Below are 22,355 nucleotides of genomic sequence, written 5' to 3'. Positions count from 1 at the left end.
TTGTAGCGTTCCTTGCGGCTTAGCTGTCCCGGGCAATAACGAAGCGGGCGGCTGCGTTCAAGGTTTCAGCGCCAGAACCGTACCCTTCTAGCGCCGCGCAAGCCTGATCAACCAGATCTGCAGCGCGGGATTTGGCACCATCTAGTCCAAGAAGCGAGACGAACGTAGCCTTGCCAGCTTCGACATCCTTTTGCAGACGCTTTCCGGCCTTTTCGGCGTCACCCTCCACATCCAAGATGTCGTCGGCAATTTGAAAGGCAAGGCCAAGGGCGTGGGCATATCGGCGCAGGGGTTCTGGATCAGTCTGAGCCAGCCTGGCACCTGCACATGCCGACCATTCGATCAACGCGCCAGTCTTACCAGTCTGCAATCTCGTGATATCATCCAAGGTCAGCGGATCCTGTGCTGTTTCCGCTGCAATATCCAATGCTTGGCCTAATACCATCCCTTCGGCACCGCTCGCCTTTGCCAGCGTCAGAGCCAGTTCCGCCCGAATTTCAGGATTTCCAACTTCTGGACGCGTGCATAATTCGAACGCCAGCGTCTGCAGGGCATCGCCTGCCAGAACAGCCGCGCCCTCATTCCACTTAACGTGTAGTGTCGGTCGCCCACGTCGCAAATCGTCGTCGTCCATACACGGTAAATCGTCATGAACTAGCGAGTAGGCGTGAAGTGCTTCGATCCCGGTTGCGGGCCAAATTGCCTGCACAGGGTCAACAGCGTGCAGTCGGGCGCTCTCCATAACCAAAAAACCCCGCAGTCGCTTACCACCCTTTGTGGCGTAAGCCATCGCCCGGGTCACATCTAAGTCGTCCAGAGCACCCAACACCAGATCGAAATGCTCTTGAATGCGCGCTGCATCCTGCGCCAGTCTTTCGCGAAACATTCACTGACTTTCGACAGGTGTTGTTCCGGTTGGTTGGCCGTCAGCATCCAGAGTAATCGCAGCTACTTTTTCCTCGGCCCGCTTCAACTCGTCTTCGCAGCGCTTCTTCAGTTGCGCCCCGCGTTCGTAGAGAGCAATGGACTGATCCAAAGCCACGTCACCGCGTTCCAACTGACCCACCACAGTTTCAAGCTCTTTCATCGCCTGTTCGAAAGTCATCTGATCAACTGGGGTATCGGTCATCGTGCTGCCTTCATTAATTCTTCCACGTGGGCGCGTGTTGCCTCGGACAGTGCGTTCAGATCATACCCGCCTTCCAGAGTCGAGACGATACGACCATCACACATTTCATTTGCGATTTTGCACAATTCAGCTGTGATCCACGCGAAATCGCTGGTCGTCCAATTCAAACTTGCTAAAGGATCATCCTGATGAGCGTCGAAACCAGCAGAAATGATGATCAACTCCGGTCTAAAGGCGCGTAGGCGAGGGAATGCCTGGGCCTCGTAAGCTGATCGCATCTCTGTTCCACCCGAACCAGGCGGCAGTGGAATATTCAGCACTGTTTCATAAGCGCCAGTTTCGTCTGGACGCCCAGAGCCGGGCCACAATGGCATCTGCTGACTAGTTATTACCAGTGCGCGCCTTTCATCCCACAGGAGTTCTTGCGTTCCATTTCCGTGATGCACGTCAAAATCACATACTGCCACCCTGGACAACCCATGGTGATCGAGCGCGTGTTTGGCCGCAAGTGCGGCGTTTCCAAACAGACAAAATCCCATGGCGGTCTCTGTTTCGGCATGGTGCCCGGGTGGTCGAACAGCGCAAAACGCATTCGAGACCTCACCGCGCACAACCATATCAACCGCTCGTACCGCCGCGCCAGCCGCGCGGTAGGCAGCATCGACCGATCCCGGAGACATGAACGTATCACCATCGATTTGCTTGAACCCTTTGATTGGCCGACTGTCGCGGATATCGGCGATGTAGTTGGCAGGATGCACCCTTAGAAGGTCGTCGTCGGCAGCCAATGGCGCGGTTACCCGCTTCAGATCTAGCGGTTCCAATGCGTGCAAGATATGTTCCAACCTCGCCACTCGTTCCGGATGCCCATTTGGAGTCACGTGATCAAGACAATCGGCGTGGGTCAGAAGAGCCGTCGCCATCAAATATCCCCCTCTATAAGGCGGAATACGCCATTCGGTAACATCAGTCCAGAGCCAACATGTAACCCGCACCTCTGACGGTTTGCAGATAGCGGGGTTGTTTTGGATCCTGTTCGATCTTACGACGCAAGCGTGTAATCTGTACGTCGACCGCACGCTCCTGCGCCTGCCCTTTGTCACGACCAAGATCTTCGACCAACTTGGCTCGACTAATCGGCTCACCCGGCTGTGCTGAGAAAATTTTCATCAACTGGCTCTCTGTCGCGGTCAGTCGCACCGGGTCTTCGCCCTTCCACATTTCGCCACGCTCAATGTCGTACCGGATCGGCCCCAGATGCAGAATTTTGGCTATGGCATCCTGGGCGGTCGTTTCCGGCATACGCCGCAGAATCGCGTTGATCCGCAAAAGCAGCTCCTTGGGCTCGAACGGCTTTGCCAGATAGTCATCAGCGCCAGCCTCCAACCCGGCAATTCGGTGTTCGGTTTCGCCCTTGGCCGTCAACAGCAAAATCGGTGTCGTGTGAGTCTCGCGTAGAACGCGGGTCAGGCTGACACCGTCTTCTCCGGGCATCATCACGTCCAGAACGATCAAATCGAAATCAAGCCCAGAAAGAACCCTGCGCGCATGAGCTGCGTCACGGGCCGAAGTCACCAGAAACCCGCTGCGCATCAGGAATTTCTTGAGCAGGTCCCGAATACGCTCGTCATCATCGACAATCAGAAGATGGGCGTCCATATCGCTCATGAAGTTGTATCCCGCAGTTTTGTGTACGCGTGACGCATATCAGCATCCATCATTGCCTCAAGCACCTTGCGAAATCCAGCCACGGCTTCGGGGCCAGCATCTTTGTAAGCCGCCCGCATGCGCGACCGCTGCGCATCTGACAATCTGGTTTCAAGCGCTTCACCATTTTCCGTTAAAAAAAGATGCCTCTCTCGTTTGTCAATCGTCCCCACGCGGCTTTCGACCAAACCGTCCTCGATCAAAGTGCGCAACACACGATTCAGAGACTGCTTCGTGACACCTAAAATCGCGAGCAGATTGTTAACGGTCGTTCCAGGTGCGCGGTTGATAAAATGGATCGCCCTGTGATGAGCGCGGCCATATGCCATTTGCGCCAGAATACGATCAGGATCCGCTGTGAAACCGCGATATGCAAAGAACATTGCCTCAATCCCTTGCCGCAGTTGCTCGTCCGTCAAAAACAGCAAGCTTTCGCCCCCAAAGACCGGAGCAGGCCGGATCTCAGACATATCACGCCTCATTCGTTACACGGTTTGACTTTATGTCAGCGTTATTGACATTCCAAGGGTGGGCAGGTATCGAATCGCAATTTTTGAGCAACTTTATGTCCGATCCGGACTTAAATAGCGCAACAATCGCAAAATTGGCGATATTCAGGAGGTTGGCATGGCGGGATATGATGACCGTGACGGTTTCATTTGGATGGATGGAAAAATGGTGCCTTGGCGGGATGCCAATGTCCACATCCTTACGCATGCGATGCACTATGCCTCATCTGTTTTTGAGGGCGAACGCGCTTATAACGGCAAAATTTTCAAAAGCCGGGAACATTCTGAGCGGCTCGTTGCTTCTGCCGAAGCGCTCGATATGCCCATGCCATATTCAGTCGATCAGATTGAGGCTGCGAAGGAAGAAGCCTTGAAGACCAGCGGCCTGCAGGACGCATACGTTCGAGCACTGGTTTGGCGCGGTTCCGGTGAAGACATGGGTGTGGCATCGGCTAAAAACCCGGTGCGAATGGCGATCGCAGTCTGGCCTTGGGGTGCCTATTATGGCGACGCCAAAATGAAGGGTGCCAAGTTAGACATCGCCGAATGGAAACGCCCCAGTCCTGAGACAATACCGGTTCACGCCAAGGCTGCAGGCCTTTACATGATTTGTACAATCTCCAAGCATAAGGCCGAAGCAAAGGGATGCTCGGACGCGTTATTCATGGATTGGCGCGGTTATGTAGCCGAGGCGACAGGGGCAAATGTTTTCTTCGTCAAAGATGGCGAGGTTCACACGCCATTAGCCGATTGTTTTCTTAACGGGATCACCCGTCAAACGGTAATCCAAATGTTGAAAGACAAGGGCATAACTGTACATGAGCGCCGCATCGAACCCGAAGAGATGGCTGACTTTGAGCAATGTTGGTTAACCGGAACTGCGGCTGAAGTCACACCAGTGGGTCAAATCGGTGATTACACTTTCGAAGTTGGAGATCTAACCCGCGAGATCGCCGAGGATTACGAAAAGCTGGTCCGCTCCTGATCCCGACGAACATAGCATCTCACTAAGGCAGAGTTAGCGCTTTGTAAGCGAACCAAAATTCATGGTATTATGCAGGCAGGCGGGAAAAGGTTGGAAAATGATCGATCCGTTTGGCGAAATCCTAGCAAGGCATGACGCTGCTTCTGCCTGCGGATGCACAGGATGCGACGACGACTATTGCGCTTATGTCGAGCATCCAAATTGCATGATCCAAGCAGAAAACCGATGGGGCACAAACCAGACCCTCGGTGTTGCTCGACAACGCAAATCAATTCGTTATTTGTTTGAATCGCAGATGTCAGTGCAAACACCTGACGACCTTTAAAGCAGCGTCGAAGTAGATGCCTAAGCGCTTGGGATTTTAGAAATCAACACCACGTTGCGCTTTGATACCGGCTTGGAACGGGTGCTTTTCTTCGGTCATTTCAGTCACCAAATCGGCGTATTCGCGCAGTGCCTGTGGTGCATCACGGCCAGTCAGGAAAACGGTCGTCTTGTCTGACCTTTGTTCAACCCCTTCAATTACTTGATCTGAAGACAAATACTCGTATCGCAACGCAATATTGATCTCATCGAGAACAACCAGATCGTATTCGCCGCTTGCCATTAATGCACGCGCTTTGTCGAAGGCTGCATTTGCCGCTGCGATATCACGTTCGCGGTCCTGCGTATCCCAAGTAAACCCCTCACCCATAGTGTGCCACGTCACAAGATCACGCTCTTCAAAGAAACGGCGTTCTCCGGTTTTCCATTTACCCTTGATGAATTGTACCACTGCGACCTTCTGGCCCCAGCCCAAGGCGCGGACCACGACACCAAATGCTGCAGAGGATTTACCTTTACCCTTGCCAGTATTTACCAGAACCAAACCGCGCTCAGGATCTACTGCCTTGGATACTTTCTTGCGGTGCTTGGCCTGCACCTTTTGCATCTTTTCCTTGTGATCCTGCGCGTCGCTCATTGGGGTACCTCGCTATTTGTCTGGGCCAACGTAGGGGAAGTTGGCAAAAGGTAAAGTCATGGTTTGTGATCGGACAAAGACCTTGCGTTGCCGCGCTCCAGCCCCAGTTGGTGCTCTCGCCAAATCACTACCACATTGCCAACTATGACAAGTGCAGCGCCGATCAAGATCGCAAAGGTCGGCAATTCATCAAACCAAACGTAGCCGATGAAAATTGCAAACAACATTGTGGTGTAGTCATAGGGTGCCAGCATTGAAGCCTGCCCAAACCGGTAAGAAGAGGTAACTAGGATTTGCGCCACGCCTCCGATCAAGCCCATTGCGATCAGGATGGCGGCCTGTTCCCATGTTGGCATGGTCCAACCCCAAAAAGCAGTCAGACCTGATAGAAGAGTCGCCGTCATCGAGAAATAAAACACGATTGCCGCTGGATGATCGACCTGAACCAGTTGGCGGATGTGAATTTGCACAAAAGCACGGGCAAATGTCGCCCCCAAAACGCACATCGCGCCAATCGTCGCAGCCAGTTCCATCTCGCTGCTACCGAGACGAGGCCATATCATTATCAGCACACCCAATAACCCGATGGCAACCGCCCCGATCCGGATCATTCGAATTCGTTCACCCAGCATCACAGCGGCCAGGATAAGAGTGAATATTGGAGTGGCATACCCGATAGCCGTGACTTCGGGCAGTGGGAGTAGACTGAGGCCTGTAAAAGTGAGACCCATCGCAGCCGTACCCAATACACCGCGCCAAAAATGTCCCATCGGTTTCCTGACCACAAAACCCTGGATGAGTTCGCCGCGCGCTACCAACCAAATGACGATAACGGGAATAGCAAAAAGTGACCGGAAGAAGACCAGCTCGCCAGGTGGAAAGTCTTCGGACAAGGCTTTGACCAACGCCGACATTGACGTGAACAAAAACAGGGCACTTAGTTTTAGCGCCACGGCAAGAATCGGTCGATGCGATGTTAAGGGTTTTGCCATCGGCGCGACCCTGCGCCTTTGCAGCGCAAAGATCAACGGCCGTTGTTTAGCTGTCGAGGTTTGTCCATCCTATTGGCAAGGGCTCACCAATTTCGTCGGCTAAATCCTGCAAATATAGAACCATTTTTCTAACGCGGTCTTCTGCGAGTCTCTGCCCGGACACAGTCAACATGTCTTGCGGAAGTTGAAGCAGCTTTACCTTCCAATGGTCCAGTGAAAACGTCAGATCGTCCAAACGGCGCGTTTCTGCAAACGGGTCAAGCGGATCATACAGGGTCCGCCCCAATGCTCCGGATACTGTAAAGGTTCGCGCAATACCAATTGCTCCCAATGCGTCTAACCGATCTGCGTCTCGCAGAATGCGTGCCTCATTCGTTTCCGGTTGTACTTTGGCCGAGAAGCTATGCGCTGCAATTGCATGCTGAGTCGCACGGATTTGGGCAGCGTCAAACCCAAGTTCGCTCAAGATAGGCTCTGACTCCTCGGCAGATCGACGGGAAGCCTGACCACGATCAGGATCGTCTTTGGGAAGATTTACAAGATCGTGCAGGTAACAGGCCGCCAGTAAAACCTGCATGTCCACCTTATCATCGCAAATGGCCTGAGCATTTTTCCAGACCCGATCCAAATGGGCCAGATCGTGCGCGGGATCGGTCTGCATACGGTGCAAAACGACGCGACGAAGTCTGTCGCGCAGTTCAGCCAATCCTGCCACGGTTCTCACCAATCTGGCCACGATGCAGTAACAGGTGATCAAGGATCACGCAGGCCATCATTGCCTCGCCCACCGGTACCGCGCGAATTCCAACGCAGGGGTCGTGACGACCTTTTGTAATGATCTCGGTTTCCTCGCCAGATTTTGTGATAGTCTTTCGGGTGGTCAAAATCGAAGAGGTTGGTTTGACCGCAAATCGTACTACCAAGTCTTGGCCCGTCGAAATACCGCCCAGAATACCACCAGCATGGTTTGAGCTGAATTGCGGTCCGTTCTGGCCCATGAATATCTCGTCGGCATTGGCAACACCGGTCAGTTCAGCGGCGGCCATGCCTTCACCAATTTCTACGCCTTTGACGGCGTTTATAGACATCATCGCAGCGGCCAAATCAGTATCTAATTTACCGTAGACAGGAGCGCCAATCCCCGCGGGTACGCCGCGGGCCACAACTTCGATCACAGCTCCAACTGAATTTCCAGACTTACGCAGATCATCCAATATGATTGCCCATTCCTTGGCAGCCTGAGCGTCGGGAGTCCAAAACGGGTTCTGTTCGATCTGCGACCAATCAAACCTTTCCCGCTCGATTTTGTGCGGGCCGATCTGGGTCATATACCCGGTAATTTGCACATTCGGGGCGATCTGTTTGATTGCCTCGCGCGCCAAACCCCCAGCCGCCACCCGCGCTGCCGTTTCCCGAGCCGAGCTGCGCCCGCCCCCACGATAGTCGCGGATTCCGTATTTCTGCCAATAGGTGATATCTGCATGACCCGGCCGGAACTTGTCTATGATATCGCCGTAGTCTTTTGAACGCTGATCAGTGTTCTCGATCATCAATTGGACTGGGGTGCCGGTGGTTTGTCCCTCGAAAACACCGGACAGGATTTTCACTTGATCAGGTTCACGTCGCTGAGTCGTGAATTTATTCTGCCCGGGCTTACGTCTGTCCAACCAGTGTTGGATCATTTGTTCGTCGATCGCGACTCCCGGTGGACACCCATCTACAGTTGCACCCAACGCCGGCCCATGGCTTTCACCCCAGGTTGTGACACGAAAGAGATGGCCAAAGCTGTTCATTGACATATGGAGTGCTCCTTTGGGGATCGTGATTAGCGGTCAAGTGCTTTGGCCTCAAGCGGATTTGCAGCTGGGGCGCCGCGGCCCCAACCCAACTCTCTTTACGCAGCGGCAGCCAACCCGGCGCGGGTCTTTGCTATTTTTAGTGCTGCATGGGCCGCTTCGCGACCCTTTTGAACAAAATGATCACGATAGATGGCATTGTGATGGTCTGTTTCCTGATATTGGTGAGGGGTTAGAGAAACCGACAAGACAGGGACCCCGGAATCCATACCTGCACGCATCAAACCGTCAACCACAGCCTGCGCCACGAAATCGTGCCGGTAAATACCACCGTCGACCACAAAGGCCGCGCAAGCAACCGCGGTGTAGCGACCTGTCTGGGCCAAATCTCGGGCAAGCAGCGGCATCTCGAACGCACCAGGTACGTCGTATACATCGACTTGTTCGGCGGGTATCAGCTCTAGAAATCCTTCTAGCGCGCGATCTACGATATCGGAATGCCAGTTGGCCTTAACAAAAGCGTAGCGGGTGTGTGTCATCTTGATCTCCTTTCGCAACAGACACGTCACCCAAGGCGATCACGAGCAGACACACCGCATCACCGGTACGCTGCACGTTCTCTTTCATCCGGACTGTAACCGTCGGCTCTGGCCTCTCACCAGATCTGCTGGACACCTCAAAAATCGAGGCCGCTCGCGGGCTTACGGGACATCGCCCGCATACCGCCGGTGGGGAATTCCGCCCCGCCCTGAGAACAATGCAGACCTTGCCAAGGACTGCGGCGTACTGCAAGAGCTATAAGCAGGAGAATACGCATGCACCCCAACCCATCTTTTCATGCCGATGATCGGAGCCGAGATATTGCTTTTGCAAGGGATCGAGCGTTTGGCACTCTGGCTGTTTCGACCGATGACTCGCCGTTACTAAGCCATATTCCATTTCTGATGGACGAAGACGGAAACACAGCCGAACTTCATCTTTTGCGTTCCAATCCAATCGCGCGGGCACTTAATAAACCGCAGCCAGCGCGAATCGCGGTGCTGGGTCCGGATGGTTACATTTCGCCTGATTGGTATGGAATCGACGATCAAGTGCCTACCTGGAATTACTTGGCGGTTCATTTGATCGGAGTGCTGGAGTTGCTGCCTCAGAGAAAATTATTGGATTTGCTGGACCGGCAGTCAGCGTTTTACGAAAATCGGTTACTACCAAAACCTCCGTGGGCAACAGGAAAAATGACGGATGAGACGTTGCAAAGGATGATGCGCATGATTGTGCCTTGCCGATTGCAAATCGACGACATTCAGGGCACATGGAAGCTAAGCCAGAACAAATCCGACACTGTCCGGTTGTCTGCCGCCGATGGCGTCGCGATGGGCGGAATTGGTTCCGAGCTTGATGCATTGCAGGCGCTTATGCGCGACGCTGCCGAAGGCGCGACCTGAAACCAATTTTGCTCTCAAATTTCACAACCAAGTCCCATTCCGGAGAAAAACATGCAGTTGTATCATAGTTCGACCTCGCCCTACGTCCGTAAAGTAATGGTAGTGCTTCACGAGACCAATCAGTTGGCAGATGTCGAATTAAAGACAGTGGCGACTACTCCTGTATCTCCGGCCGATCCACTTTTTGGCAAAGCACCGCTGACCAAAGTGCCGGCCTTGGAACGCCCTGATGGCCCGACATTGTTCGACAGTAGGGTGATTTGTTCATATCTGGATAGCTGTGCGCAAGCCGGGCTGTATTCCGACGGTTCCCGATATTGGGATATCCGGACTCTGGAGGCACTGGCGGATGGTATGTTGGATGCCGCTCTTCTGATTACGTATGAGGAGCGCCTCCGACCTGAAGAAAAACAATGGAATGAGTGGGCCGACGCACAATGGGGCAAAGTTGAACGCGCCTGTACTGCGCTGAACCAGCATTGGATGGCGCATTTGTCTGAACCGCTCGACATGGGGCAAATCGCAGTTGGTTGCGCGCTGGGCTACCTTGACCTGCGGCATGACGCTCGTGCTTGGCGCCGCGGAAACGATGCACTGGCCAATTGGTTTGCGGAATTCGGCGAACGACCAAGCATGGTTGCAACGCGCCCGCCCAGTTAAACAGTTCGCAATAGGTCTAAATCAGTCCGACATTCCTCGACCAAACTCCGCCGATTGGTCACGAAAAGCATTTGGAGCGCAGCATTCTAAGCGCCATTACGACTCAGCGGGTCCAAGAACAGCCGAATCGCCGCAGGTTGATTCGGCTGTTCAGAAAAACCTGACGCGGAGAATCACTAAAAAAGCCTGCTGCTAAGCAACAAATTTCCCAGATGCGGCGTATTGCGCGTTTATGACCGCTAGACGAACACTATTCTCCCCGATAGACAGCGCGGTTAAGACGCCGCATTCGTGCGGTGCGCGAGCTATTTGCCCGTACGCGGGCGCCAGACAATCGGAGATTACCTCGTGTCCCACGCAGAAGACCACGAAGGCACCCGCAGAGACTTTCTGTATTACGTCGCTGGCGGCGCAGGTGTCGTTGCGACAGGTGCAGCAGTATGGCCCCTGATCAATCAAATGAACCCTTCGGCAGATGTTCAGGCTCTGTCCTCGATCCGGGTAGATGTCAGCGGGGTCGAGCCGGGTACGCAATTGACCGTCAAGTGGTTGGGCAAGCCCGTCTTTATCCGTCACCGGACCGGAGCAGAAATCGCGGAAGCCCAGGAACAAGATGCTGAAGGAACTGGCGCGCTGCCGGATCCGCTGGCCCGAAATGCAAACCTGAACGCGGATGCACCGGCAACGGACGCCAACCGCGTCATGCCGTCGCCGGAAGGTGAAGCACCAGGTGCCTGGATCGTTCAGATGGGCGTTTGCACACATTTAGGTTGTGTGCCTTTGGGCGATGCCGGCGATTTCGGAGGCTGGTTCTGCCCCTGCCACGGATCACACTATGATCTGGCCGGCAGGATCCGCAAAGGACCCGCGCCTGAAAACCTTCCTGTTCCGCCCGCGGAATGGACCGACAACAGCACAATCAGACTCGGCTAAGGGAGAGCCAAGATGTCAGGAATTCCCCACGATCATTATGAGCCGAAGACCGACGGAGAAAAGTGGCTGAACAGCCGACTCCCGATCGTAGGCTTGTTGTACGATACACTCATGATCCCAACGCCTAAAAACCTGAACTGGATGTGGATTTGGGGCATCGTCCTGACTTTCTGTCTGGCGTTGCAGATCATAACCGGAATTGTTCTGGTGATGCATTACACTCCGCATGTCGATCTGGCCTTTGCCAGCGTCGAGCACATCATGCGCAATGTGAATGGTGGCTACTTTATCCGCTACTTGCACATGAACGGCGCATCGTTGTTCTTTGTTGCGGTTTACATTCATATTTTTCGCGGCCTGTACTACGGGTCCTACAAATCTCCGCGCGAGATTACGTGGATCATCGGGATGCTGATCTATCTGATGATGATGGGCACGGCTTTCATGGGATACGTCCTGCCTTGGGGCCAGATGTCTTTCTGGGGCGCGACTGTGATAACCGGCCTGTTTGGTGCGATTCCGTTTGTGGGCGATGCGATCCAAACCTGGCTATTGGGCGGTCCTGCGGTGGACAACGCTACGCTGAATCGCTTTTTCTCACTGCACTATTTGTTGCCATTTATCATCGCGGCTCTGGTTGTCGTGCATATCTGGGCTTTCCACACCACTGGCAACAACAATCCGACCGGTGTAGACGTTCGTCGCACGTCTAAAGCTGACGCCGAAAAAGATACTCTTCCTTTCTGGCCATACTTTGTGATCAAAGACTTGTTCGCGCTTGCGGTCATTTTGGTGGTGTTCTGGGCCATCGTCGGCTTTATGCCGAATTATCTGGGCCACCCGGACAACTACATCGAAGCCAACCCGCTGGTAACTCCTGCGCACATCGTTCCAGAATGGTACTTCCTGCCGTTTTACGCGATCCTGCGCGCATTTACTGGTGAGGTCTGGGTTGTACAAATCGCCAGCTTCATCACAGGCGGCATCATCGATGCGAAGTTCTTTGGCGTTCTGGCCATGTTCGGAGCAATCCTCGCGATGGCACTGGCTCCGTGGCTGGACACATCAAGCGTGCGTTCTGGGAAATACCGACCGATGTTCAAATGGTGGTTCTACCTCTTGGTCATCGATTTCTTTGCGCTGATGTGGCTGGGCGCTATGCCTGCAGAGGAGCCTTACGCAACTTTCTCGCTGATCGCGTCTGCGTATTGGTTTGCTTACTTCTTCGTAATCCTGCCGATCCTTGGGGTAATTGAGAAACCACAGGCTCCGCCAGAAACCATCGAAGAAGACTTCAACGCGCATTATGGCAAGGCTGACGCCGATGCCACGCCGGCAGAGTAAGAAGAGGGACCGGAAACATGTTCAAGAAACTTGCAATCGGTGCCGCGCTTGCTCTGGCCGTTGCTCCTGTAGCTTCAAATGCTGCAGGTGGTGGTGAACAGCACGTCGAGGATTTTCATTTCTCTTTCGAAGGTCCGTTTGGCACTTATGATGAAAGCCAGTTGCAGCGTGGTCTTCAGGTCTACACCGAGGTCTGCGCGGCTTGCCACGGCCTAAGATACGTTCCCCTTCGCGACCTAGAAGCTCTGGGTTATTCAGAAGAACAGGTCATCGCTTACGCGGCGGGCAATTTCGAAGTGTTCGATCCCGAACTGGATGATTTCCGTCCGGCGATCCCAACAGACCACTTCCCTGAAAACAACGGGGTTGGTGCGCCAGACCTCAGCTTGATGGCAAAAGCCCGAGCTGGGTTCCACGGTCCATATGGCCTGGGGATCAATCAGTTGTTCAAAGGTATGGGCGGTGCCGAGTACATCGCTTCGTTACTGGATGGGTATACTGGTAAAGAAAAGGAAGAGGCTGGTTCGGTTCTGTATGAGAATACTGCTTTCCCCGGTGGTTGGATTTCCATGGCGCCTCCGCTGGCGGATGACCAAGTCGAATATGCAGATGGCCATGCCGCGACCGTTGAAGAGATGTCAAAGGATGTCTCGGCATTCCTGATGTGGGCCGCAGAACCCAAGATGATGGATCGCAAGAACGCAGGTTTTGTCGGCGTTTTGTTCCTGACCATTTTGTCGGTGATTTTGTACCTGGTGAACAAACGCCTGTGGGCGCCTGTTAAGGGCAAAAGGCACTAGAGCCATCCTATAGGCTGAATTTGAAAACCCCCGCTCCTGCTGGAAGCGGGGGTTTTTTTCGGAATCGTGGGACTTACCTTGGAACAGGCATCCTCCCGTTTGTCGACGGACTAATTTATCCCCATAAACTCATCAAGCTATTAGCTGTGTCAAAGAATGCCCAGTAATCGTCGCGTTAACAATCTTCCCTTCTTGCTGTGGAGCTTGGAACGTGACTTCGGTGAACTGCTCTGTGCGTCCCATGCAAGGATTTTCCATTAAGATGCGATGAGATTTTCCGATCTGGGCGGCCAAGTGTTTTGCAACCTGACTTTCACCTGCTTTGCGCAGGCGCGCGGCTCTGTCCTTGATCACCTTTCCATTCACTTGTTGCGGAATCCTCGCCGCGGGGGTGCCGACGCGTTTGGAATAGGGGAAGACATGCAACCATGTCAGATCGCACTCAGCAACAAGTCGCAAGGAATTTTCGAAATGTGTTTCTGACTCGGTCGGAAATCCAGCAATTATATCCGCGCCGAAAGTAATGTCAGGGCGAAGCTTTCGAGCCTCTTCCGTAAACCGGATGGCATCATCGCGCAGGTGGCGGCGTTTCATACGCTTGAGGATCAGGTCGTCTCCATGCTGCAATGATAAATGCAGATGCGGCATCAGGCGCGGTTCAGTTGCAATGGCTCGCATAAGGTTTTCGTCAACTTCGATTGAATCGATCGAGCTGATCCGCAGACGCGGAAGGTCAGGGACCAACTTTAGTATACGCATCACCAGATCGCCCAGCTTGGGCTGCGCGGGCAGGTCGGCGCCCCAAGACGTCAAATCCACCCCTGTCAAAACGACCTCGTTGTAACCTTTGTCGACGAGGCGCTTGATTTGATCCACCACGACGCCCGCAGCAACGCTTCGGGAATTTCCACGCCCGTAGGGTATGATGCAAAAAGTGCAGCGGTGATCGCAGCCATTCTGAACCTGCACATATGCGCGTGAGCGGGTGCCGAACCCGTCAATCAGATGCCTTGCCGTTTCTGTGACAGACATGATGTCGTCAACTTGCACCGCCTCGGTCTCACCAATGAAGTCTGCCGCCATGCTCTTCCATGTCTCGGGCCGCATTTTTTCACTGTTCCCAAGTACTGCGTCGACCTCATCCATCTGGACAAATGTCTCTGGCTCGGTCTGCGCGGCACATCCAGTGACAATCAGGCGGGCCTCTGGATTTTCCCGCCGAAGTCTGCGAATTTCCTGACGGGCTTTCCTAACAGCCTCGGCAGTAACGGCGCATGTGTTAACGATTACGGAGCCCCTCAAGCCTGCCTGTTGCGACAGCTCTTTCATAGCCTCAGTCTCGTATGCATTCAGGCGACAACCCAATGTTGTGAATATCGGGGCGCTCATGCCAGAGACCTCAGAAACTCAGGTGTCAGCGTGCCAGAAAACACGTGGCACGTTGGGCCTGTCATCCAGACCCCATCGTCGCGCCAATTGATCCAGATCCTACCGCCATCCAGTTCAATCTGCACTGTGCGCCTGGTCAATCCACGCCGCGCTGCTGCAACAGCAGTCGCGCAAGAGGACGATCCGGATGCCAGCGTTATTCCAACACCTCGTTCCCAAACCCGCATCCGCAATTGATCGGGTCCGGTGACTTGAGCAACCTGAACATTGGTGCGTTCCGGATAAAGAGGATGATGTTCATACCTCGCTCCAAACTCTTCCAATGATACAGCTTCGGCATTTTCGACAAAGAACGTGCAGTGCGGATTGCCCATACCCGTCGCGGTCGGCCCACCTTCGATTGGCAACTCCAATGTGTCCAGTTCTTCGGCCAGTGGAACCTCATTCCAGTTCAGTTGAGGTTGACCCATGTTCACCGAGGTCAGGCCGTCTCCGGCATCGCGGGCCAAGAGGTAACCCCGCGCGGTTTTCAAAGTCAGTTCCGACTTACCGGATTCTTCCATAAGGAAACGGGCAATACATCGTGTGGCGTTTCCGCAAGCCGCTGATGTCGATCCATCGGCATTATAAAATACCAAGTTCGCATCGACGTCCCCTGCCTCAATGACAGCGAGTTGATCAAATCCAACACCGAACTGGCGGTGCCCAATTCCTCTTGCCAACGCGGGCGTGACCGCGACCGCCTGTGCGCGGGCGTCTACAATGACGAAGTCATTTCCCAGCCCATGCATTTTCATGAAGGGCAAACCGATGTCATTTGTATGTCGCATGGAGGCCATATAACGATGGTCAGGAAATGATTCCACCCTCTCGGGAAGATTCATGAAAAAAGGGGTTGACCCCTTCGCCCCACCTGCCTAATTAGGCCGCCTATCGGGGCGCCGGACACAAGTTTTATGTCGGCGGTAATGGGTGCAAATTAAGGTCTTGAACCCGATCAGGAAAATACCTTAGAGAGCACCACGGGTCGATTAGATCCAAGAAAGAGTGGGCCGTTAGCTCAGTTGGTAGAGCAACTGACTTTTAATCAGTGGGTCACAGGTTCGAATCCTGTACGGCTCACCACTTTTTCAAATTGTCTGACGCGGAATTGCCAAGTTCTCTATTGGTTACCCTCCTCGGGTTTAAGATTCGACTAAAAGCAATTTGCCTAAACAGGCATCTTTGTATTCAGTCCCAGACTGAATTTCTAATGCCGCCGATTTAAACCAAGGCAGGTCTAGCCCTGTTGTATACCGGTCAACCCTTGGAAATTAGTCCATCTGGCCACAGCTTGGAAAATCCATCGTTTCCAAGTGGAACTCGGTCAGCTTTCACAGCTGGTTCAATACTGTTTGCAACGACAGCAGAGGATACTATGAACTTTCCCGGCAAGGGATGACAGTTTCAAAAAGTTCTCCACCACGACGCATTCGCACTTTGCAAACCTGGTTTTCCGTGACCGTCAGAAGATTGGAGATTTCTGCATCGCCGACTAGCAGTTGAGCAATCTGTACAGCTTGTTGCGCACGCTCCTGTGAGCTTATTTTTCCTGATAGAACGATCGTTCCTCCGAGATCGTGGACACTGACCAGTTCGTCGGGAAGAAGTTCGCGGATCTGTGCCTCAACTTCAGCTGGATCAACGATTTCGACTGCAGGTTCTGGCTCGACCTTCTCCGGCTTTGGCTCTGGCATTGGAGGTGCCTCTTGGATGCGCACATTCAGTAGGTTCGATATTTTCCCTTGCGCGTAATGTCCCGCCACCTCAAGTGCCCTGCTGACCACCTCTGGGCCTGACACAGATCCGGTAAGAACGAAGCCGTCGTTCGCTGAAAGGACTTTAATCTCTTCATCTGGCAAAACTTCTGACAGACGGCGCTGTAATTCCGTTGTGTCCGGTGAAACACGTATGTCGATCGAAGAAATTATGCTGCTGTCATCCCGAGTCAGCATCAGGGTCGTGCGACCCGGATTCTTACCCAAGATGTAAAGGGAAGTACCTGTTATCGACGAAATATCAGCGATGTCCGCGTTCGCGATGAAAACTTCGCTAAATGGCTCCGCGCTTTCTATGGCAACCGCACCATCAGCGACAACCTCGACAGTTTGCGTCGCCGCGTTCGCCTCAATCTTTATAGTGGCGCCGGCGAATGCAGGCGCGCCAATCAACGTAACGGTAGCGACCGCTATGTAGACTATCCAGCTCAGTCCGTTTTTCATAATCGAAGACCTCAACATTAGCACTTTTTTGGGCAGATTAGTCGTCCTGCCGGAAAAAGTGTGGCTGAAAAAGAAGTCGAAATCGGGAGCAAAATTTAGAAAACTATGTGACCACAAAATGTCATATTTTGCTGTCCGCATTGGGCTCAATCTGGGCAGTTGCTTAGGACCGTGGCCGAAAAGATCATCCGTCCGCGTGTGTCACAGCCCGTTGATAAAGATGCCACGTGGTGTGGCCAAGGATCGGCAGCGTGAAGACAAGACCCAGAAAAGCTGGAACCAAAGACAGTAGCATAGTTACCGAAATGATCGCCGCCCAGGTGAGCATGACCGCTGGGTTTTCTGTGACGACGTGAATGGACGTCAGCATGGCGGAAACGAAATCAGTTTCCTGATCAAGCAACATGGGCATAGACACGACAGTTAATGAGAACAACGCAAGCGACAAAAATGCGCCCACGCAGGTGCCAATTGCAAGGAAAGTCCAACCCTGTGGAGTAAAGAACAAGGTGTTCAAAAATCCGTCAAAATCCGAGAAAGACGCATCCTTCAGGATGATCGCCAGCCATAGCCGAACCTGGTAAATCCACACCCAAAAAATGAACAGGGTGACAAAGGCCATCCAGCCCATTTCTCGTTTGTGTTGATTAGCCATGACAGAAAGTATTTCAGACCAACCGAAATTCTCTCCCTTCTGTAGTCGGCGGGACATCTCATAAAGCCCGGCCGCGGCGAAAGGTGCGACTAGCGGGAAGCCGACCGCGGCGGGAATGATCATCCAAATCTTTCCCAGCCAGACAAGGCACCAAACAAACAGGATTCCGAAAGCTGCATAAAATAGGCCAAAAAAAACGCTCATCAAAGGACGAGCCAGAAAGTCGGAAAATCCAGCTTTAAGCGAGGACGTGATATCACCTGCAGTCACCTTGTTGACCCTTGGCATCGCCCGCTGCTGTGGCGTCACATTGTCCGGTGGTATGGGACCCGTGGTTTTGGATGTCATGACAAACCCCTCCCAAAGCATAAAGACGCGTTGGCCTATTTGCCAACGGACCCCGTGGTGAAACAGGCATCCCTCCGCTGAATATGAATCTGCATCAGCTGACGCATAAGGGCAAGGGGACAGAAAGGCGGTCGGCGCCAACCGATACGTTCCTTGCTCCCCTGCGTCAGTTCCCAGAGCCAATCGGACATTCGACTTTCGCCGCCAGATCGTGTTTCCGCAGAAAGCTCATCTGAAGTGCATTGTTGGTCGAGTTTTTGTTGAAGATCTGAGTTTGTGATATTGTGGAGTTTAATTGTTGATCGGAATTTGTTTTGTTTAGATACGTCTCGACATGGCTGGCTGCGAGTTTTTGCGTATTCATCGCCTCGGATGTTGTCGCCGAGGAAACTCGAGTAGCCCTTGTTATCGGAAACTCGGATTACGATCACGTTGCCAATCTGCCAAACCCTGAAAACGATGCCCAGGACATCGCTGCAGCGCTAAAGAGGCTGGATTTCGAGGTCACAGTTGGAACCAATCTGGATTACCGTGAAATGCGCCTTGCCCTTCGTGATTTTGCCGATGCCTCCCGCACCGCTGACAAGGTCATGATCTATTATGCCGGGCACGGCATCGAAATCGAAAACAATAACTATCTCATCCCGATAAACGCTGAACTGCGCAGCGACATAGATGTCGACTTTGAGGCCATACGCCTGGATACTGTAGTGAACTCAATCGCCCAATCTCCCGGATTGAAAATCGTGCTTGTTGACGCGTGCCGTAACAACCCGTTTGTGACTGACATGATCAGAACAAGTTCTACGCGCAGCATTGGACAAGGATTGGCCCGAATTGATCCGGGCGGTGTTCTTGTCGGATACTCGGCACGGGGCGGGACGCTGGCCCTCGATGGTGACGGTCGTAACAGCCCTTACGCCTCCGCCTTGCTAACGCATCTCGAAGAACCCGGGCTTGAAGTGGGCAAGATGTTCCGCAAAGTGCGAGACAGTGTGTTCCAGGCGACCGAAGGGTATCAAGAGCCTTTCACATACGGATCGCTACCGGGATCTGATCTCTTCCTGAAGGAACCTCTGCCACCCGACCCGAAAAAGCAGATGTCGGAGGCTGAAATCGCCATGGCAGCAGCGCAGATTAATAACGAACTTGCCTCGGATTATACCCAGGCTGAAAGCCGCGGAACAGTTTATTCCTGGAAAAAATTCCTGGAAAAATACGAGGCGCACTCAGAGCACTACCTTGTTGCTTTTGCGAAGGACAAGCTGGAAGTGCTGCAATCCGAAGCCGAAGCGAAACGAAGAAAGCGAAACAGAGAGCCTTGGCTGAAAGCGAGCTTTCCGGACGGCAAGCTCGAAGCTGATCTGACGCTGGAACAACGAAAACTGGTGCAAGAAGCATTGAACATGATGGGGCAGAACGTCGGCAGCGTGGACGGCGCCTTCGGTCCCAGAACCCGCAATGCGATCTCTACGGTTCGGGTTGCCAACGGTCTTTATCCGGGAACCCGAGTCGATATTGCATTCTTGCGCTTGCTGCCGGACGTACCCGCGATCAAGGCGCTTCAGAGCGACACCGCGCGTGCTTATAAGCAGGAAGAGATGCCGGAGGCCATGGAGGAAAGGTTACAGAGGGCACTCAAAATCCTTGGTCGCAGCGAAGTCGTTTTTGGATATTTCGAAGGGCACCTGTACCTGGCAGTGCGGTCGTCCAGAAAGGATTTTTTTACTTCAAGCGAGTTCGCAAATGAGATGGGAGGACACTTGGCAACAATCGGCAACGCCAGAGAAAACCAGTTCATTTACAACCTTATTAAGAATGATAAACGCTATTTTCGCAAAGGTAGCAGTGGAAATATACAGGGCCCAGCTTTCGGGCTTTATCAACTACCTGGCAGCAACGAGCCATCTGGCGGTTGGGTTTGGATAACAGGTGAACCACTGACATATACGCGGTGGTCAAAGGGCGAACCCAACAATTACAAAGGCAACGAAGGATATGCCCACTTTTTCGGCGTTCCCGAGCACACACGCGACCCAAATTATTGGAACGATGGTCGCGGCTCCCACACCGCATTCATTGTCGAGATTGAATAGAATGCGACATCAGGTCCGACTTGGGCTAAACGCGGTCATCTGAGTGATTTTGTCAGATGCCCGCAAAGGATCAGATAGCAGACCCAACGTTGCAATGCGCTAAGGTCTGCTACAGGCTCGCAATGCCTTCGGCATCACAGCATGGTGGGGTTAAGTGCCATGAATTGATAATGGACTTACCGAAAGCCTAGGCGTCCGTCTTTGGTGCGGTGTCCAACAACAATTGGAACCGAGGATGACTGCGAAGAGAGAGGAAATCTGGATCATTTCGCATCCAGTCTCGTTGAACGGGGCCAAGACTCGGATAAACCTTCTCAAGGCAATCTAATGCTTCTTCGGTTTCACCGATCAAAGCATAAACGCAGGCCACGTTGTATCCATCTGTCGAATAGCTGTGGGATTCCATTGAAAGAGCTCGACTCAACCACGCGCGTGCCTCATCAATCCTTCCAAGGCTAGCCAAAACGGACGCTGATAATTCGAGTGGATCAGGGTTGTCGGGATTTCGTTCTACCGCTTCTTCAGCCCGTTTAAGACCCATGTTGAGGTAAAGGTCACGTTCGTCGAACCGTCCGAGTTCGGTGAGGTCGGCAAGAAGTAGAAGTGGTGACCGATAATCGTCAGGCTTGATTTCAAGGGCTCGTGTAAAATGATAGGCGCTCTGCTTATGATCCAGTTGACCGCGATGATAGCGGGCAAAATTATGGTGCGCATCATAACAAAGTGGATCAAGCGACAGCGCCCTGCGATAGGCTGTGACCGCGGCCTCATTCTTTCCGACAATCTGCGAAGCCAGTCCGAGGGAGGCGTGTGCTTCTGCCAAGTTTGGATCTAGCTTAATGGCGCGTTGAGCCATGCTGACAATATCTTCAGAGGGGAAATTCGTGCCGTGCCAATCGTTGAGCCTTGCTTCGCATTCAGCCAACCCCACGTAAGCGCGGGCGTAGTCAGGGTCGTGCTGCACTGCTTCAAGAAAAAGCGTACGTGCCTTTTCAAGATAATTTCTGGCACGCATATGAAAGTAGCGTCGCCCCTTTAAATAAAGATTGTAGGCATCCACACTTTCCGTAGGTGCACTTTCAGCGATATCAGAGTCAAAAAGCCGAACCTGCAATTGATCAATTATTATATTTGTTATCTCGTCCTGTAGGGCAAAAATGTCAGATAGGTCACGGTCATAGCGTTCTGCCCAAAGGTGCCCGCCAGTTACACCGTCGATTAATTGCGCTGTAATGCGGAGGCGGTTACCAGATTTTCGAACACTGCCTTCAAGAATATTGCGTACGCCCAAGTCTCGAGCGACATCCTGCAGTTTCGACGGTCGGCCTTTGTATACAAAAGCTGAGTTTCGACTAACTACAAAGAGACCCGAAAGCTTTGAAAGATCCGTGATCAAATCTTCAGTGATACCGTCAGCAAAATACTCTTGTTCGAGGTCACCACTCATGTTCTCAAAGGGAAGAACCGCGATTGTGGGATGGCTAGAAGCACTTACTATTGCAGGCTGAACATCACCAGTTTGAGGGCGAACGTGAAAAACTGGAACTGCGTTATCGATGTTCTTCAGCAGCTGTTCGCCTGCGGCATCAAAAGTGATACCGATCTTGTTACCTACCTGATCGCGAACGATCCCAGAAACGGCAATGCAGCCGGGTTGAGCCAGCGCTTCGATGCGGGCCGCGATATTGACGCCGTCGCCGAATATATCTCCGCCCTCAAAGAGCACGTCGCCCATGTTGATGCCGATACGGAAATGGATCTGCCGATCTTCTGGAACGCCTATGTTTCTTTTGGCCATTGCCTCTTGAATGACGAGCGCGGATTCCAACGCGCTTACAACGCTTGCGAACTCCGCAAGAATGCCGTCCCCCATAAGCTTTACGATGCGGCCGCCAGCTTTGTCGATTTCTTCATCGAATACTTTGGCGAGAATTTCTTGCATCTCAGCCAAGGTGGCGACTTCGTTTGCGCCCATCAAACGGCTGTAGCCGACTACGTCCGCGGCGAGTATGGCAGCTAGGCGTCTTTCCATTGGTTCTCTTCATCTCCGATTAATTCGAGCTTATCACCGAAATGATCACGGACAGCGCCCAGAAACGCATTCGGAGTGCTATTATTCACTTTGAAACACGTTGTTTCCACCGATACCGGCTATTTATCTTAAGGCCCAACGCCGACATTGGCTTCAGCCGAACGCAACGTTCGCTGAAGGTTACGACAGTTACACCCATATCCAAAGTTTGTTTGAACGTCCGCTTTGGGCTCGATGCAGTCATTCGCTGAAATGCCGCGAGCGACCGCAATGCGGACTAAGCGGTCGTCCCACTTTCGCGCGAAAGACGCCT

The 22,355-nt window shown here is 53.0% G+C and carries 23 protein-coding genes, 1 tRNA gene and 1 riboswitch; of the genes, 9 read left to right on the top strand and 15 right to left on the bottom strand.

The features are described 5' to 3' along the window. Positions 1 to 19 precede the first annotated feature (19 nt). Genes GOV45_RS03375 through GOV45_RS03355 form a run of 5 tightly spaced genes read right to left on the bottom strand, consistent with a single transcriptional unit; the run spans position 20 to position 3,306 of the window. Positions 20 to 886 (bottom strand): polyprenyl synthetase family protein, encoded by an 867-nt coding sequence (locus GOV45_RS03375; RefSeq protein ID WP_170474196.1) that lies wholly within the window; start codon positions 884 to 886, stop codon positions 20 to 22. Further along, positions 887 to 1,129 (bottom strand): exodeoxyribonuclease VII small subunit, encoded by a 243-nt coding sequence (locus tag GOV45_RS03370; RefSeq protein WP_170474193.1) that lies wholly within the window; start codon positions 1,127 to 1,129, stop codon positions 887 to 889. It abuts the gene before it with no gap. Continuing rightward, positions 1,126 to 2,052, bottom strand: coding sequence for a histone deacetylase family protein (locus GOV45_RS03365; RefSeq protein ID WP_170474190.1), 927 nt, complete (start codon positions 2,050 to 2,052; stop codon positions 1,126 to 1,128). Before GOV45_RS03365 ends, GOV45_RS03370 begins: the two co-directional genes overlap by 4 nt. A 43-nt stretch (positions 2,053 to 2,095) precedes the next feature. Next, positions 2,096 to 2,797 carry a response regulator gene (locus GOV45_RS03360; protein ID WP_170474187.1) on the bottom strand — a complete coding sequence of 234 codons (702 nt, stop codon included), beginning with the start codon at positions 2,795 to 2,797 and terminating at the stop codon, positions 2,096 to 2,098. Then, the gene (locus GOV45_RS03355) at positions 2,794 to 3,306 is read right to left on the bottom strand and encodes a MarR family winged helix-turn-helix transcriptional regulator (protein WP_170474184.1); all 513 of its coding nucleotides are present in this window, start codon (positions 3,304 to 3,306) and stop codon (positions 2,794 to 2,796) included. The genes GOV45_RS03360 and GOV45_RS03355 overlap by 4 nt, the downstream gene beginning before the upstream one ends. 157 nt (positions 3,307 to 3,463) lie before the next feature. On the opposite strand from GOV45_RS03355, the gene GOV45_RS03350 reads away from it, so the two are divergent. Together GOV45_RS03350 and GOV45_RS03345 are read left to right on the top strand one after the other, a co-directional pair. Further along, positions 3,464 to 4,330: a branched-chain amino acid aminotransferase gene (locus tag GOV45_RS03350; protein WP_170474181.1), complete on the top strand. Its 867-nt coding sequence runs from the start codon at positions 3,464 to 3,466 to the stop codon at positions 4,328 to 4,330. 97 nt (positions 4,331 to 4,427) lie between these two features. Beyond that, complete coding sequence (locus GOV45_RS03345) at positions 4,428 to 4,655, top strand: hypothetical protein (RefSeq protein WP_170474178.1); 228 nt, start codon at positions 4,428 to 4,430, stop codon at positions 4,653 to 4,655. A gap of 36 nt (positions 4,656 to 4,691) precedes the next feature. Here the strand turns inward: GOV45_RS03345 and cobO are convergent, their stop codons facing one another. The 5 genes from cobO to GOV45_RS03320 form a co-directional block, all read right to left on the bottom strand. After that, complete coding sequence (cobO, locus tag GOV45_RS03340; RefSeq protein WP_170474175.1) at positions 4,692 to 5,291, bottom strand: cob(I)yrinic acid a,c-diamide adenosyltransferase; 600 nt, start codon at positions 5,289 to 5,291, stop codon at positions 4,692 to 4,694. Between the two features lie 56 nt (positions 5,292 to 5,347). Further along, complete coding sequence (locus GOV45_RS03335; RefSeq protein ID WP_170474172.1) at positions 5,348 to 6,283, bottom strand: DMT family transporter; 936 nt, start codon at positions 6,281 to 6,283, stop codon at positions 5,348 to 5,350. A 46-nt stretch (positions 6,284 to 6,329) separates the two neighbouring features. Further along, the gene (locus GOV45_RS03330; RefSeq protein WP_367648647.1) at positions 6,330 to 7,019 is read right to left on the bottom strand and encodes an HD domain-containing protein; all 690 of its coding nucleotides are present in this window, start codon (positions 7,017 to 7,019) and stop codon (positions 6,330 to 6,332) included. Next, positions 6,982 to 8,082, bottom strand: a complete 1,101-nt coding sequence (gene aroC, locus GOV45_RS03325; RefSeq protein WP_170474169.1) for a chorismate synthase — start codon at positions 8,080 to 8,082, stop codon at positions 6,982 to 6,984. The genes GOV45_RS03330 and aroC overlap by 38 nt, the downstream gene beginning before the upstream one ends. Before the next feature lie 95 nt (positions 8,083 to 8,177). Beyond that, complete coding sequence (locus GOV45_RS03320) at positions 8,178 to 8,618, bottom strand: 6,7-dimethyl-8-ribityllumazine synthase (protein ID WP_170474167.1); 441 nt, start codon at positions 8,616 to 8,618, stop codon at positions 8,178 to 8,180. Positions 8,619 to 8,690: 72 nt separating this feature from the next. Continuing rightward, positions 8,691 to 8,839: riboswitch (FMN riboswitch) on the bottom strand. Positions 8,840 to 8,894: 55 nt separating this feature from the next. On the opposite strand from GOV45_RS03320, the gene GOV45_RS03315 reads away from it, so the two are divergent. The 5 genes from GOV45_RS03315 (at position 8,895) to GOV45_RS03295 (ending at position 13,261) form a co-directional block, all read left to right on the top strand. Beyond that, positions 8,895 to 9,524, top strand: a complete 630-nt coding sequence (locus GOV45_RS03315) for an FMN-binding negative transcriptional regulator (RefSeq protein WP_170474164.1) — start codon at positions 8,895 to 8,897, stop codon at positions 9,522 to 9,524. A gap of 51 nt (positions 9,525 to 9,575) precedes the next feature. Next, positions 9,576 to 10,184 (top strand): glutathione S-transferase, encoded by a 609-nt coding sequence (locus GOV45_RS03310; RefSeq protein ID WP_170474161.1) that lies wholly within the window; start codon positions 9,576 to 9,578, stop codon positions 10,182 to 10,184. A 348-nt stretch (positions 10,185 to 10,532) separates the two neighbouring features. Continuing rightward, positions 10,533 to 11,117, top strand: a complete 585-nt coding sequence (petA, locus tag GOV45_RS03305) for a ubiquinol-cytochrome c reductase iron-sulfur subunit (RefSeq protein ID WP_170474158.1) — start codon at positions 10,533 to 10,535, stop codon at positions 11,115 to 11,117. 12 nt (positions 11,118 to 11,129) lie between these two features. After that, positions 11,130 to 12,461: a cytochrome b gene (gene petB, locus GOV45_RS03300; protein WP_170474155.1), complete on the top strand. Its 1,332-nt coding sequence runs from the start codon at positions 11,130 to 11,132 to the stop codon at positions 12,459 to 12,461. A 17-nt stretch (positions 12,462 to 12,478) separates the two neighbouring features. Continuing rightward, a complete protein-coding gene (locus tag GOV45_RS03295) occupies positions 12,479 to 13,261 on the top strand; it encodes a cytochrome c1 (protein WP_170474152.1) in 783 nt (260 codons plus the stop codon). Positions 13,262 to 13,393: 132 nt separating this feature from the next. Here the strand turns inward: GOV45_RS03295 and mtaB are convergent, their stop codons facing one another. Continuing rightward, positions 13,394 to 14,650: a tRNA (N(6)-L-threonylcarbamoyladenosine(37)-C(2))-methylthiotransferase MtaB gene (mtaB, locus tag GOV45_RS03290; RefSeq protein WP_170474149.1), complete on the bottom strand. Its 1,257-nt coding sequence runs from the start codon at positions 14,648 to 14,650 to the stop codon at positions 13,394 to 13,396. Next, positions 14,647 to 15,489: a diaminopimelate epimerase gene (dapF, locus tag GOV45_RS03285; RefSeq protein WP_170475364.1), complete on the bottom strand. Its 843-nt coding sequence runs from the start codon at positions 15,487 to 15,489 to the stop codon at positions 14,647 to 14,649. The genes mtaB and dapF overlap by 4 nt, the downstream gene beginning before the upstream one ends. Before the next feature lie 210 nt (positions 15,490 to 15,699). Here dapF and GOV45_RS03280 point away from each other — a divergent pair. Further along, positions 15,700 to 15,775: transfer RNA gene (locus tag GOV45_RS03280), tRNA-Lys, on the top strand. 290 nt (positions 15,776 to 16,065) lie between these two features. Here the strand turns inward: GOV45_RS03280 and GOV45_RS03275 are convergent. Both GOV45_RS03275 and GOV45_RS03270 read right to left on the bottom strand, forming a co-directional pair. Then, positions 16,066 to 16,911, bottom strand: coding sequence for a pilus assembly protein N-terminal domain-containing protein (locus tag GOV45_RS03275; RefSeq protein ID WP_170474147.1), 846 nt, complete (start codon positions 16,909 to 16,911; stop codon positions 16,066 to 16,068). A gap of 184 nt (positions 16,912 to 17,095) precedes the next feature. Next, entirely contained in the window at positions 17,096 to 17,914 is an 819-nt protein-coding gene (locus GOV45_RS03270; RefSeq protein ID WP_170474144.1) for a DUF2189 domain-containing protein, read from the bottom strand. 314 nt (positions 17,915 to 18,228) lie between these two features. On the opposite strand from GOV45_RS03270, the gene GOV45_RS03265 reads away from it, so the two are divergent. Next, a complete protein-coding gene (locus GOV45_RS03265) occupies positions 18,229 to 20,010 on the top strand; it encodes a caspase family protein (RefSeq protein WP_170474141.1) in 1,782 nt (593 codons plus the stop codon). 187 nt (positions 20,011 to 20,197) lie between these two features. On the opposite strand, the gene GOV45_RS03260 is transcribed toward GOV45_RS03265, so the two are convergent. Continuing rightward, positions 20,198 to 22,042 carry an adenylate/guanylate cyclase domain-containing protein gene (locus GOV45_RS03260; RefSeq protein WP_170474138.1) on the bottom strand — a complete coding sequence of 615 codons (1,845 nt, stop codon included), beginning with the start codon at positions 22,040 to 22,042 and terminating at the stop codon, positions 20,198 to 20,200. Between the last annotated feature and the right edge of the window lie 313 nt (positions 22,043 to 22,355).

This window comes from Ruegeria arenilitoris (genome assembly GCF_013035425.1).
Classification (GTDB): domain Bacteria; phylum Pseudomonadota; class Alphaproteobacteria; order Rhodobacterales; family Rhodobacteraceae; genus Ruegeria; species Ruegeria arenilitoris_A.
The sequence above is the reverse complement of the archived record's forward strand: the minus strand, read 5'-3'. Positions and strand labels throughout refer to the sequence as shown.